At 69.6% G+C, this 15,311-nt stretch carries 20 protein-coding genes; 9 read left to right on the forward strand and 11 right to left on the reverse strand.

Features of this window, described 5'->3' with window-relative positions:
• Positions 1 to 65: 65 nt before the first annotated feature.
• The 5 genes from OG444_RS32405 to OG444_RS32425 all read right to left on the reverse strand — a co-directional run bounded on the left by OG444_RS32405 (position 66) and on the right by OG444_RS32425 (position 4,010).
• Positions 66 to 257 (reverse strand): hypothetical protein, encoded by a 192-nt coding sequence (locus tag OG444_RS32405; protein WP_266354034.1) that lies wholly within the window; start codon positions 255 to 257, stop codon positions 66 to 68.
• Complete coding sequence (locus OG444_RS40825) at positions 254 to 1,270, reverse strand: DUF2637 domain-containing protein (RefSeq protein WP_438948727.1); 1,017 nt, start codon at positions 1,268 to 1,270, stop codon at positions 254 to 256. The genes OG444_RS32405 and OG444_RS40825 overlap by 4 nt, the downstream gene beginning before the upstream one ends.
• Positions 1,271 to 1,361: 91 nt before the next feature.
• Complete coding sequence (locus OG444_RS32415) at positions 1,362 to 2,006, reverse strand: WhiB family transcriptional regulator (protein ID WP_327265458.1); 645 nt, start codon at positions 2,004 to 2,006, stop codon at positions 1,362 to 1,364.
• Positions 2,007 to 2,118: 112 nt separating this feature from the next.
• Positions 2,119 to 2,823: an ATP-binding protein gene (locus tag OG444_RS32420; RefSeq protein ID WP_051763388.1), complete on the reverse strand. Its 705-nt coding sequence runs from the start codon at positions 2,821 to 2,823 to the stop codon at positions 2,119 to 2,121.
• Between the two features lie 47 nt (positions 2,824 to 2,870).
• Complete coding sequence (locus OG444_RS32425; RefSeq protein WP_327265459.1) at positions 2,871 to 4,010, reverse strand: hypothetical protein; 1,140 nt, start codon at positions 4,008 to 4,010, stop codon at positions 2,871 to 2,873.
• Positions 4,011 to 5,046: 1,036 nt separating this feature from the next.
• Here OG444_RS32425 and OG444_RS32430 point away from each other — a divergent pair.
• From OG444_RS32430 to OG444_RS32470, 9 genes are all read left to right on the forward strand, one after another.
• Entirely contained in the window at positions 5,047 to 6,393 is a 1,347-nt protein-coding gene (locus OG444_RS32430; RefSeq protein ID WP_266444636.1) for a helix-turn-helix transcriptional regulator, read from the forward strand.
• A 229-nt stretch (positions 6,394 to 6,622) separates the two neighbouring features.
• Positions 6,623 to 7,048, forward strand: a complete 426-nt coding sequence (locus tag OG444_RS32435) for an acyl-CoA thioesterase (RefSeq protein WP_327265460.1) — start codon at positions 6,623 to 6,625, stop codon at positions 7,046 to 7,048.
• Between the two features lie 515 nt (positions 7,049 to 7,563).
• Positions 7,564 to 7,905 (forward strand): ArsR/SmtB family transcription factor, encoded by a 342-nt coding sequence (locus OG444_RS32440; protein WP_033221504.1) that lies wholly within the window; start codon positions 7,564 to 7,566, stop codon positions 7,903 to 7,905.
• A gap of 74 nt (positions 7,906 to 7,979) precedes the next feature.
• Positions 7,980 to 9,635 carry a SulP family inorganic anion transporter gene (locus tag OG444_RS32445; protein WP_266445582.1) on the forward strand — a complete coding sequence of 552 codons (1,656 nt, stop codon included), beginning with the start codon at positions 7,980 to 7,982 and terminating at the stop codon, positions 9,633 to 9,635.
• Complete coding sequence (locus tag OG444_RS32450) at positions 9,632 to 10,054, forward strand: pyridoxamine 5'-phosphate oxidase family protein (RefSeq protein WP_033221501.1); 423 nt, start codon at positions 9,632 to 9,634, stop codon at positions 10,052 to 10,054. The genes OG444_RS32445 and OG444_RS32450 overlap by 4 nt, the downstream gene beginning before the upstream one ends.
• A 17-nt stretch (positions 10,055 to 10,071) precedes the next feature.
• Positions 10,072 to 10,476: an ATP-binding protein gene (locus tag OG444_RS32455; RefSeq protein WP_033221651.1), complete on the forward strand. Its 405-nt coding sequence runs from the start codon at positions 10,072 to 10,074 to the stop codon at positions 10,474 to 10,476.
• A gap of 16 nt (positions 10,477 to 10,492) precedes the next feature.
• Positions 10,493 to 10,897 (forward strand): STAS domain-containing protein, encoded by a 405-nt coding sequence (locus OG444_RS32460; RefSeq protein WP_266444641.1) that lies wholly within the window; start codon positions 10,493 to 10,495, stop codon positions 10,895 to 10,897.
• Between the two features lie 44 nt (positions 10,898 to 10,941).
• Positions 10,942 to 11,163, forward strand: a complete 222-nt coding sequence (locus OG444_RS32465) for an alkylphosphonate utilization protein (protein ID WP_030648694.1) — start codon at positions 10,942 to 10,944, stop codon at positions 11,161 to 11,163.
• A 177-nt stretch (positions 11,164 to 11,340) separates the two neighbouring features.
• Entirely contained in the window at positions 11,341 to 11,676 is a 336-nt protein-coding gene (locus tag OG444_RS32470; protein WP_266444646.1) for an ArsR/SmtB family transcription factor, read from the forward strand.
• Positions 11,677 to 11,937: 261 nt separating this feature from the next.
• On the opposite strand, the gene OG444_RS32475 is transcribed toward OG444_RS32470, so the two are convergent.
• The 6 genes from OG444_RS32475 to OG444_RS32500 form a co-directional block, all read right to left on the reverse strand.
• Positions 11,938 to 12,096, reverse strand: coding sequence for a DUF6126 family protein (locus tag OG444_RS32475; RefSeq protein WP_167745551.1), 159 nt, complete (start codon positions 12,094 to 12,096; stop codon positions 11,938 to 11,940).
• Entirely contained in the window at positions 12,093 to 12,296 is a 204-nt protein-coding gene (locus OG444_RS32480) for a hypothetical protein (protein ID WP_033221495.1), read from the reverse strand. The genes OG444_RS32475 and OG444_RS32480 overlap by 4 nt, the downstream gene beginning before the upstream one ends.
• On the reverse strand, positions 12,293 to 12,742 hold the full coding sequence (locus tag OG444_RS32485; RefSeq protein ID WP_051763362.1) for an ATP-binding protein: 450 nt from the start codon (positions 12,740 to 12,742) through the stop codon (positions 12,293 to 12,295). Before OG444_RS32485 ends, OG444_RS32480 begins: the two co-directional genes overlap by 4 nt.
• 34 nt (positions 12,743 to 12,776) lie before the next feature.
• Positions 12,777 to 12,953, reverse strand: a complete 177-nt coding sequence (locus OG444_RS32490) for a hypothetical protein (RefSeq protein WP_244290821.1) — start codon at positions 12,951 to 12,953, stop codon at positions 12,777 to 12,779.
• Positions 12,954 to 13,084: 131 nt separating this feature from the next.
• Entirely contained in the window at positions 13,085 to 13,828 is a 744-nt protein-coding gene (locus OG444_RS32495) for a carbonic anhydrase (RefSeq protein WP_327265461.1), read from the reverse strand.
• A gap of 485 nt (positions 13,829 to 14,313) precedes the next feature.
• Positions 14,314 to 15,300, reverse strand: a complete 987-nt coding sequence (locus tag OG444_RS32500) for a thiopeptide-type bacteriocin biosynthesis protein (RefSeq protein WP_266444655.1) — start codon at positions 15,298 to 15,300, stop codon at positions 14,314 to 14,316.
• Positions 15,301 to 15,311 lie beyond the last annotated feature (11 nt).

Below are 15,311 nucleotides of genomic sequence, written 5' to 3' on the forward strand. Positions count from 1 at the left end.
AGGTGGTGGGGGAACGGGACGGCGGCCCTGGTACTGGTCCAGGCCGCCGTCGGGACAGGGTTTGGTCACTGGCACAGGGCGCAGCGCTCGAAGTGCCTGGCCAGGGCCCTGGCCATGTTCTGCTTCATGCCCCAGGCGTGCCGGGTGCTCGCCTTCGCCGCGCTGCTGCCCTCGTGCCGGGCGGCATGGCCGCGCAGGAAGGCGATGTCGCGCTCGTATCCGGCCTTCATGTCGGCGAGTCGGGTGCAGGTCTTCATCGGTGGGTGGCTCCTTCGTGGGACTTGGGGGAGGCGGTCGCAGAGCGAAGCGCGGTCAGGACGGGGCCAATGTGCTCGTTGCCGAGGGGGATGCCGCGGGCGCGCATGATGCTCCGCAGCTGGGTTCGGGTGATCTGCTCGTTCCCATCCGCAGCCAGGGCTGCGGGGACGTCCGGGAGGACCAGCTCGACAACCTCTTCCTCGGACAGGCGGCGCGGTCCGGTCCGGCGCTCGGACCGTCCGGCGTGGACCTTCGCCCGGACGGTCCGGGGACGTACCGGTCCGGTCCGAGTCCGCCGCGGTCCGGGTTTCGGGCTGGGGCGGTCCGGTCCGGCGGGGGTGTCGGTCCGGGTTTCGTCGTGGTCCGGGTTCGGTCCGGTCCGGGTCTTTGCCGGGTCTGGTGGTGCGGTGGTCCGGCTTGGGTCCGGGGCCGGTCCGGGTTTCGGGCTGGGGCGGTCCGGTCCGGCGGGGGTGTCGGTCCGGGTTTCGTCGTGGTCCGGGTTCGGTCCGGTCCGGGTCTCTGCCGGGTCCGGTGGTGCGGTGGTCCGGCGCGGGCCGGGGCCGGTCCAGGTTTCGGTTGGGCCGTTCCGCAGGGGCCGGGCGATGCGCTGGTGGATCTGCCGCATCAGGACTCCGAAGGCCAGCATCGCGCCCGTCGGAGGGACGGCTGCGACCACGTAGTCCAGGAGCGGGACCGGACTGCCGGTGGTGCCGCTGACGCCGGCGACGTTCAGCGCGATCGATCCGGCCGACCCTGCGGCCGTCAGCCCGATTGCCCACCAGTCCGTCACCCGGCGCAGACCCGCTCGCAGCATCAGCAGCTCGCCGGCCACGATGAACATGTCCAGCGTGGCAGGCCAGGCCCACTGCCGGATGGGCGAGCGGTCCAGGCCGTGCCTCCCAGCGACTTCGGCGAGGTGGGCGTAGGAGAGCCAGAATCCGGCGCCGGTCAAGACGATGATCACCGTCCCGGCAGCGATCAGGGCGTATCGGTCGGCGGTCTCCTCGGTCAAGGGCTCCCTTTCTCCGGGCTTGCTGTGGGGCGTGGTGTGTGGCCGTCGGCGGCGCGCATGGCCGACCGGGCGGGAGGTGGCGCCGGGCAGGTCATGCCGCCTTCCGCAGAGCGTCGTTGAGCTCGCGCGTCTGGGCCTGGCGCGGCACCTGGCAGAACGTTTCCTCGGGTGCGCTTCCGTTGTCGTCCTCGTCGTTGCTGCCGGCGGGGCTGGCCTGGCTGTCCGCGGCGGGGACCTTCCAGTACCGGTCGCGGTCTGCCACTGCGTGCGCCGCCCGGCGCAGGAGGTCGCGGGCGTGGTCGAAATCGACCCCGAGGACGTAGGCCAGCCGTGAGGTGCTCCAGCCGCGTACGTGGGCGGCGCGGGTGACGGCGTCGCGCTCGGCGGCAGAAAGGTGGACGTCCCGGCCCATGAGGGCGGCGCGGACCCGCTGGTAGTCGAGTCGCTTGGCGACCTTGGCCCGCCAGGGCTTGCGTTCCGCCTCGGTCAGCCCGCCCCACAGGCCCCAGCGGATGTCGTTGTCCATGGCATGGGTGAAGCAGTCCTGCCGCACGGGGCAGGCGCCGCACAAGGTCTTGGCCTCGGCGATGTCGGCGTGGGCCCGCGGCGCGGGGAAGAACATCCGGTCCGCTTCGGCAGTGTCCAGGTCGTGGCAGTTCCCTCGGTCGTGCCACGAGATGTCGGCGATGCCACGCAGGTCGGGCACGGGCTGGGTGTTGGTGGTGATTTGGCGCATGGGATGGGTCTCCAGGGCATGCCGGATAGCCGCGCGCGGGTGCGGCACGCAGCGGTGGGTGCCAGCTGACCGGCTCGCTGGCCGGGCGGTGGAAGGTGGTGGGCGCAGGTGGTCAGGCGGCGCGGAAGCGGCGGTCAGGGCCGTCGAGGTGGACCGGGGTACACATGCCGGATAGGCGGGAGATCACTCGGTCGCCGACCTTGTCCCGCAGCACCGGCTGCCCGGTCGCCATCCCAGGGGTACGCACCGGCGGCAGGTTGGAGGTGACGATCGTCGGCATCTGGTTCTGCGCCCGCCAGTTCAGCAGGCGGAAGGTGATCTCCTCGTTCCACTCGGAGGCCTTCGCGGCGCCGAGGTCGTCCAGGAGCAGCAGCGGGATCCGTACGATCCGGCGCAGCAGGTACTCGGGATCGCCACCGCCCCGGGCCCGCATCTCGCCGTACAGGTCGGCGGCGGTCGTGGCGTGCCAGCGCACCCCGCACCCGGAGGCGGTCAAGGCGCGGATCGCGGCGTACGCCTGGTGTGTCTTGCCGGCGCCGGTGGAGCCCCACAGCAGCAGGCTGCGGCCGTGGGTGATCTCCCGCTGCCCGGCAGCCCCGAAGTGCGGGTTCAGCGGGTTCGCCGCGTGGCCGACGGCGCTGCCGGCGATGGTGCGGACCCAATCGGCTACGGCTGGGTGCTCGACGCGAGCCTCGCGGTAATCGCGCGGGATTCGCAGCTGAGCGGCCTCAAGCGCGGGGATCGCTTCCGGGGTGTCCGCGATTGGGGCGGTGGGGTCGATGCCGCGCTCGGCGAGCTTGCGCCGCATCCAGGCCATCGCAGCGTTGTCCGCAGTGGTCTGGGGGTCGGCGAGCCTGGTGCGGTTCACAGGGCGACTCCGAAGATTCCGGCGGGCTCGGTGGGGTTGCGGTACGGCGTGTAGGCGGGGGAGGCGCTGGTCCAGGGCCCCGCGCCGGAGGCGGAGGACGGGTTCGAGCTCGACGACGGTGCTGGCCCGGAGTTGAGGAACTCGTTGACCAGGCTCGGCAGGACGCTGGGGTTCAGCCCCTTGGCTCGCAGCCGTTCCAGTGCCGGCCTCAGGACGTCGGGGCCGTAGCCCTCGTCCAGCAGCGTGCGGATCTCTTTGCCCAGGTGCCCGAGGACCTTCTTCGGCGGACGCCCTCCGGGGCAGTCACGCAGGTACTCGGCCATCAGGACCTTCGCCGACCACTCGCTTGCGTCGGCTGCTTCGAGCACCGTTTCCGGGGAGGAGCTGAGTGCGGGCGCCTCGCGCTCCCTACGGGAAGATCCAGGATCCAAGATCCTAGATCCAGGCCGTGACTCCTCAGTGAATGTGGCGCCCATCACGTCATCTGCTCGGCCTGTACCGCCCTGACCTGCAGATTCCTTCGCGGGTGTTACGGGGGGCGGGCAGGGGGGCGATGTGGCCTCGGTCTCACGCTCCTGGGTGGGAGTGGTGTGCATCACGGTGGGGGTGGAAGCGGGTGAATCGGACGGAACGGTTCGCGTGAGTGCTCCGTGAGCATTCGCGGAATCGCCTCCGCCGACGATGCCGGCGGGCGCCCCGTGGACTTCGGAGGGCGCCTGTCGTGGGCTGGCCGCCGCAGGGATCTGGGTGTGGCACTGGGGACGGTCGCACTCGCCGCACGCCTTCGCCGCCTCGTGGGTCGGGCAGCGGGGCAGTCGCGAGTCTGAAGCACGGTTGATCTTCTGATGCCGGTCCCAAGTCATGATGTGCAGCCAGGACTTGCCGTCGCAGCCGGTGTACCGGCACACCAGGCCGGCCCCGGCCAGCTGCTCCAAGTCACGGGCGACGTGCGCGGGGGTGTGCTCCGGGCGCAGCGCCCACAGCCGCCCCGCGATCACGGCCGGATGGTCGCGGAACCGGCCGGAGTCGTCCGCCTGGGTCAGCAGCCCGAAGAACGTGAGCACCGCGGTGACATCGACGGCGGCAAGGTCCTCGGACTCGAAAGCCTCGGGCTTGATGGTGCGAATGCGTGCCATCAGCTTTCACCCCCGCACCGGAGGCCCGAAATGGGCGGGTGAGCGGTATCCGCTCCACAGTCCGCAGCGGCGGCCCGAGGATCCGGCCTTTCGCGCAGGGGCGTGCCCATGCAAAACTCTCCCTGAGTGATGCCGCAGCCGGTGTGCCCCGTTGGAAGGGCCGGCGCGGTGATGACGGGTCTCTCCGGCCTTTGCCTCGGCTGGAGATAAGACTCTTCGCGTCCGGCGCCCGGGAGTTGCCTCTCCCGGGCGCCGATTGCTTTTACGGACTAGCCGCTCGGTGCGTCCTGCATGCGTTCCAATCGCCGGTCACCGGGTTGCCTCCCGGTGGGGGACGACGAACATACGCAGACGCCCGCACAAGATCCAGACCTGGCTCTACGGACCGTGAAAAGATGTACACGCCAAGCATTTTGCTGCCGTGTTAGCGCGTGTGGATGTGAGCCGCTGTTCGGTGGCGCCGCCCATGCGCACTCCGGGCGCCGCAATAAAGATCTTCAAAAGAGCCCCCACGTTCATGAACCGGCAGGCTGTCGCTCTGTACCGGCTGGTCAGGTTTGGATTTAAGCCCGCAGGCAAAGGCTTCGTCAACGGCATCTCAAGAGTGAATCCACGCGCGTAGATGGATGTGTGGGATGTGTGGAGGTCGCATGGGGAGTCCTGGTAACGCCCCTTACTCTCAAGGGGGTTGGATAGCGCCATCTAGCTTGCTTCGGTGATCGTCTGTGGCGTGAATGATCATTCACCACCTTGCAAGAAAAACCGGCAAGGATTTGCCGCTTTCTCGATCATGGAAAACCGCAGGTGAGGGAATGTCCGGATTCGTCGTGGAGGGCCACCGGGTGTCGGCGGACATGGTTGCACGTTTAACCAACGGCCCTGTGGTCGAGGCCACAAATTACTGATCGGTACTACTTGGGCGTATCGTCTTTGTGGGAGACACCAGGCCGGGGGGCCAGCATTCACGCTGCCCCCCGTTTTTCATGCCCTCAGGCAGGTGCCTCCCGTGTAAAACACGGAGACAAGGAAGAGCCTCATGGTTGCTCAGGGGATAGTCCCCTTCGGCGATGACCGCGCCGAGAACAAGGGCGCACGCGGCGGAGAAATCGCCGGTCAGTTCATGGGGTTCGGTGGCTGGCTCAAGCGATGGCGCCAAGCGGCGGGGATCACCCAGGCCCCGGTGGCCAAGGCCCTCGGTATGGGGGTGCGGACCTACCGCAACGTGGAGAAGGGGGCCGTTCCGCCCCGGTTCACCAAGCCCCAGTGCGAAGCGCTCGCGGATCTGCTCGGGCTCGACAAGAGCGAGCGCCACGCCCTGCTGCTCTACAACATCGGCACCACGCTCGACGGTGACCCGCAGATCGACGCCAGTCCGGAGCTGCGCCGGGCACTTCGCCTTCTGATCGACAGGCAGATGCCCTCGCCTACGTACCTGACCGACCGCAATTGGAACATCCTCGCGTACAACGCGGCGATGGCCGAGTGGTGGCCCTGGGTCATGGAGCCGCGCGCCAACCTCATGCGCTGGGCCCTGACGAACCCCGAGGCCCGCACCCAATACCACGACTGGGAAATGCACGCCGCGGCCTACATCCGTTTGCTGAAGTTCGCCCAGGCCACCCACAAGGACAACGTCGAGCTCATCGACCTGATCGCCGAGGTTCGCCAGAACCCGGACGTCGAGCGGATATGGCGCACCGAGGCCGACCTGGAGGCCGACAGGGACGGCCACGTCTTCCGGATGATCATCCCTGCCCTGGGCTGGGAAACCGTCGAAGTCGTCTCCCACGTCCTGTACCCGGCGTCGATGCCGCACTGCCGGTTCGTGGTGATCACCTGGGTCGAGGCCGAGTCCTCCGATGACGAGACCGACGCCCTGGGTGGCAAGCGGAACGCCTGGGCCCATGCCGATCCCAGCACGTCCACTCCGCAGCCCTCTGCCCAGGCCGAAGCCGATGCCGCCCGCCGCCGCGCGGCCCGCGCGCTCACCGCCCGCCTCGTCGTCGACAGCGCAGACGAAGCCGCAGCGCTCGCCGGCCCCGACGGCGTCCCGCTCCCAGCACTCAGCGTGCTGGCCGGGCCGGAGTGCCGACTCACCCTGTCGCCCGAGAATCACTCCGTGGTGTGGGCGATCCAGGAAGTCCCTGGGGAGTGGGGCATCACGCAGCTGGGTGCCGGAGCCGTCGTCGACCGCATCCACCGGCCGATCGTGGACCCCCAGGCCAGAGCGGAGCTGAAGCTACTTCTGCGCGCCTCGCTACCGGACTCCGACCAGGCGGCCATCAGCCGGCTCCACGGGCAACTGCCCCAGGTTGACCTCCGGGCCGCCCTCCTTCGCGAGATCTTCAACGACCTCCAAGAGGGCGAGGGCCCGCCCCGCTAGCCGGTGTGGATAGCCCGCCGACCAAGGAAAGTCACTTACTGTCACGCCTGATGCTGTCTCCGTTTGGGGGCCTGGGGGTCGGGGCGCGGTCGTCCGGACGACAGAGAACGTCCGGACGGCTGATCCCCGCAGCTCCTGGGCCGTAGGCGCCGGAGGGTGCGCCAGCCCGTCCTCGGATCGGCCGAGCGCCTCGAAGAGACGGCAGATCCCACGAATCTCAGGAGTCACTGTGTCCCGACACATCTACGACTGCCCCGTTCGCTGGTCGGACCTCGACGCGAACGGACACCTCAACAGCTCCCGTTACGGCGTCCTTCTGGAAGAGACCCGCATGCGCATGTTCAGCATGCTGGTCCCCAAGGACCCCGCCGAGCGCCTGGCTCGCAACTTCCTGCTGCGCGAGCAGACCATCCGCTACCGGCACCCGCTTGAGACCTGGGAGACTCCGGTCCGCATCGAAGCCTGGGTGGCTGACGTCAAGCGCGTCTCCCTCACCTTCCACTTCGAGGTCAAGGGCGACGAGCATGTCTACGCCACCGCGACCTCCGTCGTGGCCGGTTACGACTCCATCCGGGGCGGTATCCGCCGCTTCGAGCAGGATGAACTCGACGTGTTCAACAACTACGCCGACGCCACCCAGGCCGCCAACAGCTGAACCGTCGACGAGACAACGGGCGGTCCTCTTTGTGGTCTGCTCGAGGTACGCGGACGAGGGCGAGCCAGCGGCCTTTGGCCGGGGCGGCGATGCCCGAGGCGTAGATGACCATGGTTGCGGAGGCCCGGACCAGGTTCAGCAACATGGTGGCGCCCCGGAGTGGACGGGGTGGCGAGTGCTTCGATGTCGCTAGCAGCGTGTCGTAGGGCGGGGCCTGCCAGAACCGCCGGGTGTACCAGTCCTGGCAATAGCCGTAGCAGTCGCCCCACCACGGATCATGTCGGCCTGACGAGAAGTGGTGGGTGTGCCCGTCGGAGATCGAAAGGGGCCTCGCCGACGGGGGTTGCGGCGAGGTCCCGACCGAACCGTACTCCTGAGGGCGGGGGCGGGTCGCAGTATCTGTGAATTGCAGAAGTCTGCAATTTAATAGATGCTGTGATTGCTGTGTCCATAGGTAGCCGCGGCACAGCACCAGGCATTTGCCCCGCTCGGGGTGGTGAGAAGGGTGCGCGGCCATGACGGTTCCGCTGTATCAGGCCAAGGCCGAGTTCTTCCGGATGCTCGGGCACCCGGTGCGGATAAGGGTTCTGGAGCTGTTGCAGGACGGGCCGATGCCGGTGCGCGACCTGCTGGCCGCGATCGAGGTCGAGCCCTCCGCCCTGTCCCAGCAGCTCGCGGTCCTTCGGCGCTCGGGGATCGTCACCTCGACCCGCGACGGATCGACCGTGGTCTACGCACTGGCGGGCGGGGACGTTGCGCAGCTGATGCTGGCGGCGCGGCGGATCCTGACCGAGGTGCTGACCGGGCAGAGCGAGCTGCTGGAGGAACTGCGCGAGTCCGAGGTCCCGGCCTCGTGAGCGTGAATACTGCGGTGACGGCCGTGCTCGGCAGGGCCCGCTCCGTCCTGCCCGCCCGGGCCGACTACGTGGTCATGGCCCGTAGCCCCCGCCGGGATCTCCTGGCCGGGCTCACCGTGGCGATCGTCGCCCTTCCCCTCGCCCTCGGATTCGGTGTCTCCTCCGGCCTGGGCGCCGAGGCGGGGCTGGCCACCGCCGTCGTCGCGGGCGCGCTCGCCGCGCTGTTCGGCGGATCGAACCTCCAGGTTTCCGGCCCGACCGGTGCGATGACCGTGGTCCTGGTGCCGATCGTTGCCCAGTACGGGCCCGGCGGCGTCCTCACCGTCGGCCTGATGGCCGGGGTGCTGCTGGTCGGTCTCGCCCTTCTGCGGGCCGGTCAGTACATGCGGTACGTGCCGGCGCCGGTGGTGGAGGGCTTCACCCTGGGGATCGCGTGCGTGATCGGCCTCCAGCAGATACCCAACGCACTCGGGGTCGACAAGCCCGAGGGCGAGAAGGTCCTGCTCGTGGCCTGGCGGGCACTCGTGGAGTTCGTGGCCTTCCCGAACTGGACGGCGATCGGCCTCTCCGTGGGGGTCGCGGTGGTCATGCTGGCCGGAGCGCGGTGGAAGCCGACGATCCCGTTCTCCATCGTCGCGGTGATCGCCGCGACCGTGATCGTGCAGGTCTTCCGCCTTGACGAGGCGGCGCCGATCGGGGACCTGCCCTCCGGGCTCCCCGCCCCGTCCCTGGCCTTCCTCGACGCTTCCGCCTTCGGCTCGCTGCTGGCTCCGGCGGTCGCGGTCGCGGCGCTCGCCGCGCTGGAGTCCCTGCTGTCGGCGACCGTGGCGGACGGGATGACGGTGGGCCAGCAGCACGATCCGGACAAGGAACTGTTCGGGCAGGGCATCGCCAACCTCGCGGCCCCGCTGTTCGGCGGAGTTCCCGCCACCGCCGCCATCGCCCGTACCGCGGTCAACGTCCGTACCGGTGCCTCCTCCCGGCTGGCCGCGCTCACCCACGCCGCGGTGCTCGCGGTGATCGTGTTCGCCGCAGCACCCCTCGTCTCTAAAATCCCCCTCGCCGCCCTGGCCGGCGTGCTGCTGGCCACGGCGATCCGCATGGTGGAGGTCGGCTCGCTGCGCGCGATGGCGAAGGCAACCCGCTCGGATGCCGTCGTCCTCGTCCTGACCGCCGCCGCCACCCTGATCCTCGACCTCGTATACGCGGTGATCATCGGCCTCGTCGTCGCCGGAGCCCTCGCCCTGAAGGCGGTGGCGAGCCAGGCCCGGATGGAGCAGGTCGACTTCCGCCCGGACCTGCCCGGCGAGCACAGCGACGAGGAACACGCCCTGCTCGCGGAGCACATCGTCGCCTACCGCATCGACGGACCCCTCTTCTTCGCCGGCGCCCACCGCTTCCTCCTCGAACTCTCCGAAGTCGCCGACGTGAAGGTCGTCATCCTGCGCATGGCGAGGGTGACCACCCTGGACGCCACCGGCGCCCTCGTCCTCAAGGACGCCGTGGAGAAGCTGAACCGGCGCGGCATCGCCGTGATGACCTCCGGCATCCGGCCCGGCCAGCGCCAAGCCCTGGACGCCGTAGGCGCCCTGGAGCTGCTGCGCCTCAAGGGCCGCGAGTACGCCACCACCCCGGAGGCGATCGCCGGAGCCCACAAGCACCTGGAGCAGGCGGGCCTGCTGCCCCGTACGCACCACCTACCGCACCGCACCCGGAAGGCCGCTCGATGACCGTCCCCGCCGACCGCCGCATGATCGAGGTCTCCGGTACCGAAGCTCTGTGGCTCCTCGAAGGCTCCGCCCAAGGCCGCCTCGTCTACGTCCAGCGCGAGCTGGCCGTCGTCCGCCCCGCCGCACACGTGATGGAGTACGGACGGCTCGTCGTCCGCGCCCCCGTTCAAGCTGCCACGATTCCCGGACGCGCGTTGCTGACCTACCAGGTCGATGAGATCCGAACACCGGCCGGCACCGGCTGGACGGTCAGCGCGCACGGCCCGGCGGATGTCATCGCCGACCCGGATGAGGCCGCCCACTACCGGCGTACCCTGCCTGGCTGGGCGCACGGCCCCCACGACACCCTGCTGCGCCTGCACCCGCAGTCCGTTTCCGGATTCCGCCTGGCCCGCACCGCGACGGAGGCGGGCCGGTGATCGTCCAGGTCGAGACGATGCCCTACCGGCACGTGCTGGACGTGCCCGCCATGGGCTCGGCCGTCCGCATCGCCCGCGAGACCACCGAACTGGTCCTCGTGGAATGCGGGGTGGGCCTTCGCCATCCGAGCGTCGGGCCGGCGCTGCTGATCGTGGCCGAGCTGGTCACCAACGCGGTCCGCCACGCCGCCGTGTCCTCCCCGATGATCACCGTGACCTACGCGCACGGGCCGGGGGCGTTCGCGTTCGCCGTCCACGACCGCCACCCCTACCAGCCCGCCCTGTTCGGGGCGCTCGGCACCGCCCCGGGCAGCGGCCTGGCCATGGTGGTCGAGATGACCATGGAGCTCGGCGGCACCGCTGTCGTACGGGCGGATGCGGACGGTCGCGGCAAGGCCATCTGGATCACCCTTCCCCTGTGAAGCCGAGGAGCTGACGATGACGATCGAATGGCGCTACACGACCAGTCAGGACCTGGGGGTCCTGTCCCTGGCCGGGTATCTCGGCGCGGACGCCACCGACCGGTTCACCGGCGCCATCGGCTGGGCGCTCGCCCGGGGTACCGGCCCGGTCATCCTCGACCTGACCGGTCTGCTGGGCTGGTCGGCCGGCGGGCAGATCGCGGTCGCGCAGGCCGCCCGCCGCCTCGGCGAGAGCGGGCGCCGACTCGAGCTCGCCGCGATACCCGCGGACGGATCTCTCGTCCCGGACGCCACCTGCCCGCCCGTCACCGTCCACTGCGACCTCGCCGCCGCCCTGTCCGCCCACGGCGCCCACGGCACGGTCAAGCAGTGGACCACCGATGACTGGCCCACCTCCCCCGAGGAACCCGCCCTCACCTGAGACCAGCACGACCATTCACGAGAACGACGAAGGACACCTGCACCATGAGCGACATCATCTTCAAGGACTCCAACGGCACCGTCCTGGAGGACGGGGACTCGGTCACCCTGACCAAGGACCTGAAGGTCAAGGGCACCTCCGAGACCCTCAAGCGCGGCACCCTGGTCAAGAACATCCGCCTCACCTCCCGCCCCGGCGAGGTCGAGTGCAACACCAAGAAGGTCAAGGGCCTGGTCTTGAAGACCGAGTTCCTCAAGAAGGCCTGACCGGCGAAGGACCCGCCCTGGGGGTCCGAACGTCACGAAGGTGCCCCGCCCGGGTCCCGTGAGTTGCAGGGATCTGCAATTGTGGAGGTCACAAGGTGTGAAGAGGGGCGAACGGATGCCCCTGCGAAGGAACGGTTCCGGGTGGATGAGATGGGCAGTCAGGACAGAGGTACGAAGGTGAGCACACCGCTGTACCAGCTGAAGGCGGAGTTCTTCAAAACGCTGGGTCACCCGGTCCGCATCCGAGTCCTGGAACTCCTCTCCGTACGCGAGCACGCGGTCGCCGAGATGCTGCCCGAGGTAGGGGTGGAGGCCGCGAGCCTCTCCCAGCAGCTGGCCGTCCTGCGCAAGGCCAACCTGGTGGTCACCCGCCGGGAGGGCTCGAACGTGTACTACACGCTCACCCACCCCCAGATCGCCGAACTCCTGCGGGTCGCCCGCGGCATCCTCTCCGGCGTCCTGGAGGGCCAGGCCGAACTTCTGGCCGACCTCAAGGCCAGCCGCCACGCTTGAGCGGTGCCCCACGGTGCCGGCCCTGCGGGGCCCGCACCCCACATACTGCGGCCGTCTTCCGTTAGTGCGGGTTCAACGCGCTTCTGACACCGGAAGACGGCCGCTCCCTCTTGTGTTCTGCACCGACGGCTCGGCCACGGATACCGCTGGCCCCGAGGGTGGCCCGCATTCAGCTGTGCGGGCTCGACGGACGAACCGAGACGGAACCTTCAACCGCCCTGCCGTCCGTGGATCCCGCCGGGCGCCGCTTCAGCCCTGGTCTCATTTCTGGGCGTGTTGGCCCAGGTAGAACAGCAGCCAGATGAACCCGGCGAACACGTGCGTGCCGAAGATGTAGAAGAAGGCGCGCAGGGCGACGCCCTTCTCTTTCCATTTCTCCTGGTCCGCCGCCGTGTTCTTCTCGGGCGGGTTATCCGTCATGATGCGTCTTCCTTCCCGGTGTCCGGCTCCTGGAGCAGGTCGGTGCACGGGCGGACGAGAACCTGCATGCCGTGCTCGCCGGCGTACTTGATGACGGCCGCGACTTCCCCGGCCTCGACTGTGCGGACGTCCTGCTTGGGGCCGGTGCTGAGGTAGGTGATCTCGTACATCGGGACGGCCCGTTGGGTGATGTTGGTCAAGGTGTGCCTTCCGGCAGGATGAAGCGGACGACGATCGTCTTGCCGCGCCCTCCGGAGGAGGGCTCGATGCGGACGTCGCCGCCGAACGCACGCGCAAGGTCAGCCACCGCGCGTAGCCCCTGCCCGGAGGTCCGGCTGGCATCGGCCAGCGTTAACGGGCGCGAGTCCAGGTCCCCGACGGATACCACGAGCAAGTGCTCGGTCATGTGGAGGGTGACCTCCGCATCCGGGGAGTGCTGGGCGTGCCGGATGGCGTTGGTCACCAGCTCGCTGACCACCAGGAGCACGGCCCCGAAGAGCGTGGAGGAGCTATCCAGGCCAAAGAGGACCAGGGCGCGTTCGCTGCGCTCGCGCACGGCTCGTACGGAACCCGGCGCCAGCGGCACCGTCCACACGTGCTTGCGCCCCTCGACGGCCTGCTGCCCGCCGGGGTGCCGGCCCGTCACCGACGCCTCAGACCGGCCGGTGACACTGTCCGGTTCACCGGCTGTCCCCAGCGTCGGTGGCGACGCCGTGATCGTGGGCCACGCGCAATGCGTCCTCCAGCTCCTCTGCGGCCTGCGCCTCCTCGAAGGCGTCGTCAGCCTCCTGTGCAGCCTGCAGACGAGCCCGCGCCACACGGACCCGTTCCAGCGCCGCTTCCTTGAACCCGGCCACACCGCGACCCCCGTCCATCGTATCGAGAATTCGTAAATTGCATAACTCTGCAAGTCTACCGGGTGTGGGTCCGTCAGGAGGTTCATGGTGAGTGGTGAGGCCGGCTACCCGATCTCACCTGCCCCGGCTGGTCAGGGAACCTTACGTACCCGCTGGCTGGTCAGCTCGTAGCGGGCGCCGGCCACGGCCAGGCGGCCGTCCGCGACTCGGGCGGCGAGGTCCGGCTCGTCGGCAAGGCGTGCCCGGACCCGGCGCACGTTCTCGGTGGCCGCCGCGTCGATCCGGGCCTTGCCTTGAAGCCGGTGGTCGATCGCCGGTCGGATCCGGTCCGCCAGATAGCGGATGTGTGCCGGGAGCTCGCCACCGGCCTCGGCGTGTACGGCCGAGGCGACCGCCCCGCAGCCCTGATGGCCCAGGACGACGATCAGCGGGACGCCGAGCTCCAGCACGCCGTAGGCGATGCTGCCCAGGACCGCTTCGTCCAGGACTTCGCCCGCCGATCGCACGGTGAGCAGATCACCTAGCCCCTGGTCGAAGACCAGTTCCGGCGGCACACGCGAGTCCACGCACCCCAGGACCACCGCGAATGGGTGCTGCCCGTCCACCAGCGCCCGGCGCACATCCCCGGCGCGGTCCGGATGGCTCTCGTGGAACGTTCGCCACCGGCGGTTCCCCGCCTCCAGCTCACTCCACGCACGCCCCGGCCCCAAGGGTCGCGGCCTGCCGCCGGCTGCCGCCTGGGTCCGCGGGCCTGAGGCGGCTGACGACCCGCACACCAGGCCAGCCGCTAGCGCCGCCGCCCCGCTCAACCTCACACGCACCAGTCGGCGACGTGCGACGACCACCTCGGACCCGCAGTCACGATCGACACTCATTTCCGGACAAACTAGACCCCGCTCGCGCCTGGACGCCCGGCTCCAGCCCGGCCTTGAGCAAGATTTGGTCCGCTCCGCTGCAGGGTCTCGGACGGCGATCTCCCCTTGACCTTGTTACGCCCGAGGGGCGAGCCGGTACGTCGGTGCCTGGTCAGGCGAGGGACCGTGCCGGGGTCTTGATGAGCTGGAAGGCAATGAATCCGCGCTGTCGGCTCAGTTTCTCGTACGGGACCGGGTGCTGGTGGGGCGTTGAGGCGGCGGATTAGTGTTCGACGAGGCGGTCATAGCGAGGCTGGCTGCGGAGAACTCGGTCACCCACGCTTTGAGGGGCTGGCGGCAGTAGCGGTGCTCAGATCACTGCCCGACGCCCGCAGATTGGCAGCAGCCCGGCAGGTGAGAAGGAGCACCGCAATCGGCGCAGGTGCTGCCGGTCACCTGCCCTCGATGGCAGGCCGACCGGATCTGGCGTGCGGGAACCCGTCCTGTCACGGCTCCTGGTCGGCGGAAGCCGCGTTCATGATGACGGCTCGGGTGGCGTGGGCGAGGGTGGCCTGTGCGCGTGCGGTGAGCCCGTGACGGTTCCAGTGGAAGATCACGTGGTGGGCGAGGATGTCGCGGGGGCCGCGTTGCAGGATGCCGCTCTGGGCAGCGTTGCTGATGGCCTGCCCGGCAGTCGTGAACGCGGCGAGCCACGGGGCGGCGGCTTCCATCGTGCCGCCGGGGCCGGTCAGGGTGCGGGTGTCGAGGGACAGCAGCCTCCGCAGTCCGCCGCCCATGCCGCTCAGGTGGTCGGGGGTGATGTCCTCGGGCAGGGGCCTCACCCGGGCCACCCGGTCCCACACGTCGCCCTGTTCGTACCAGTCCAGCCCGGCAGATCGGAACAGGGCGGTGCACAGCAGCATCGACATCTCGCGCCGTCCCAACCCCTGGGGCTGGTGGGTGCGGGCGAGGAAGTAGCGGCTGTCGGCGTGGAGGAGGCCGTGGGCGGTGGCGATGCCGTCCGGGCCGCCGAAGGCGAGGACTTCCGGCTCGTAGACGGTCGGCCACCAGCGGATGATCTCTGCGGACTGGACGAGCGCCCCGAGCAGTTGGGAGGTGGCGAGGTGGAGTTGGGCGGGGTCGGCGCCCCGTGTGGGCAACAGCCGAAGCCGCCAGCATGGCGCCTTGCGGATGTACCACCACGCGGCCAGGAGTCCGCTGTCCTCCAGCGTTCGCAGGAGGGGGGCGAGGTGGGTTGCGGCGGCGTCTTCGGCGCGGTCGAAGTCGGCGAACTCGATGCGGACCTGGTGCCAGTCGCGGCGGGCGGCCTGCTCGGCGAGGACGGCTTGCCCGGCTGCCCGGTAGAGGGTGACGGCGTCGCCGAGTTCTTCGGCGTCGATGCCCGCACGGGCGGCGGTGGCGGCGAGGGACTGCCCGGACAGGACGGCGAGGACGGCGTGTTCAGTGCTCTGGGGGGCGTGCGGGGCGTTCATCAGGGGTGGTT

Origin of the sequence: Streptomyces sp. NBC_01232 (assembly GCF_035989885.1) — a bacterium.
Lineage (GTDB): Bacteria > Actinomycetota > Actinomycetes > Streptomycetales > Streptomycetaceae > Streptomyces.

Bases quoted from the DNA above. Each gene is read 5' to 3' on its own strand.
- OG444_RS32405 (WP_266354034.1), bottom strand. From the start codon at position 257: ATGAAGACCTGCACCCGACTCGCCGACATGAAGGCCGGATACGAGCGC.
- OG444_RS32415 (WP_327265458.1), bottom strand. From the start codon at position 2,006: ATGCGCCAAATCACCACCAACACCCAGCCCGTGCCCGACCTGCGTGGC.
- OG444_RS32420 (WP_051763388.1), bottom strand. From the start codon at position 2,823: ATGGCCTGGATGCGGCGCAAGCTCGCCGAGCGCGGCATCGACCCCACC.
- OG444_RS32425 (WP_327265459.1), bottom strand. From the start codon at position 4,010: ATGGCACGCATTCGCACCATCAAGCCCGAGGCTTTCGAGTCCGAGGAC.
- OG444_RS32430 (WP_266444636.1), top strand. From the start codon at position 5,047: ATGGTTGCTCAGGGGATAGTCCCCTTCGGCGATGACCGCGCCGAGAAC.
- OG444_RS32440 (WP_033221504.1), top strand. From the start codon at position 7,564: ATGACGGTTCCGCTGTATCAGGCCAAGGCCGAGTTCTTCCGGATGCTC.
- OG444_RS32445 (WP_266445582.1), top strand. From the start codon at position 7,980: ATGGCCCGTAGCCCCCGCCGGGATCTCCTGGCCGGGCTCACCGTGGCG.
- OG444_RS32450 (WP_033221501.1), top strand. From the start codon at position 9,632: ATGACCGTCCCCGCCGACCGCCGCATGATCGAGGTCTCCGGTACCGAA.
- OG444_RS32455 (WP_033221651.1), top strand. From the start codon at position 10,072: ATGCCCTACCGGCACGTGCTGGACGTGCCCGCCATGGGCTCGGCCGTC.
- OG444_RS32460 (WP_266444641.1), top strand. From the start codon at position 10,493: ATGACGATCGAATGGCGCTACACGACCAGTCAGGACCTGGGGGTCCTG.
- OG444_RS32465 (WP_030648694.1), top strand. From the start codon at position 10,942: ATGAGCGACATCATCTTCAAGGACTCCAACGGCACCGTCCTGGAGGAC.
- OG444_RS32475 (WP_167745551.1), bottom strand. From the start codon at position 12,096: ATGACGGATAACCCGCCCGAGAAGAACACGGCGGCGGACCAGGAGAAA.
- OG444_RS32495 (WP_327265461.1), bottom strand. From the start codon at position 13,828: ATGAGTGTCGATCGTGACTGCGGGTCCGAGGTGGTCGTCGCACGTCGC.
- OG444_RS32500 (WP_266444655.1), bottom strand. From the start codon at position 15,300: ATGAACGCCCCGCACGCCCCCCAGAGCACTGAACACGCCGTCCTCGCC.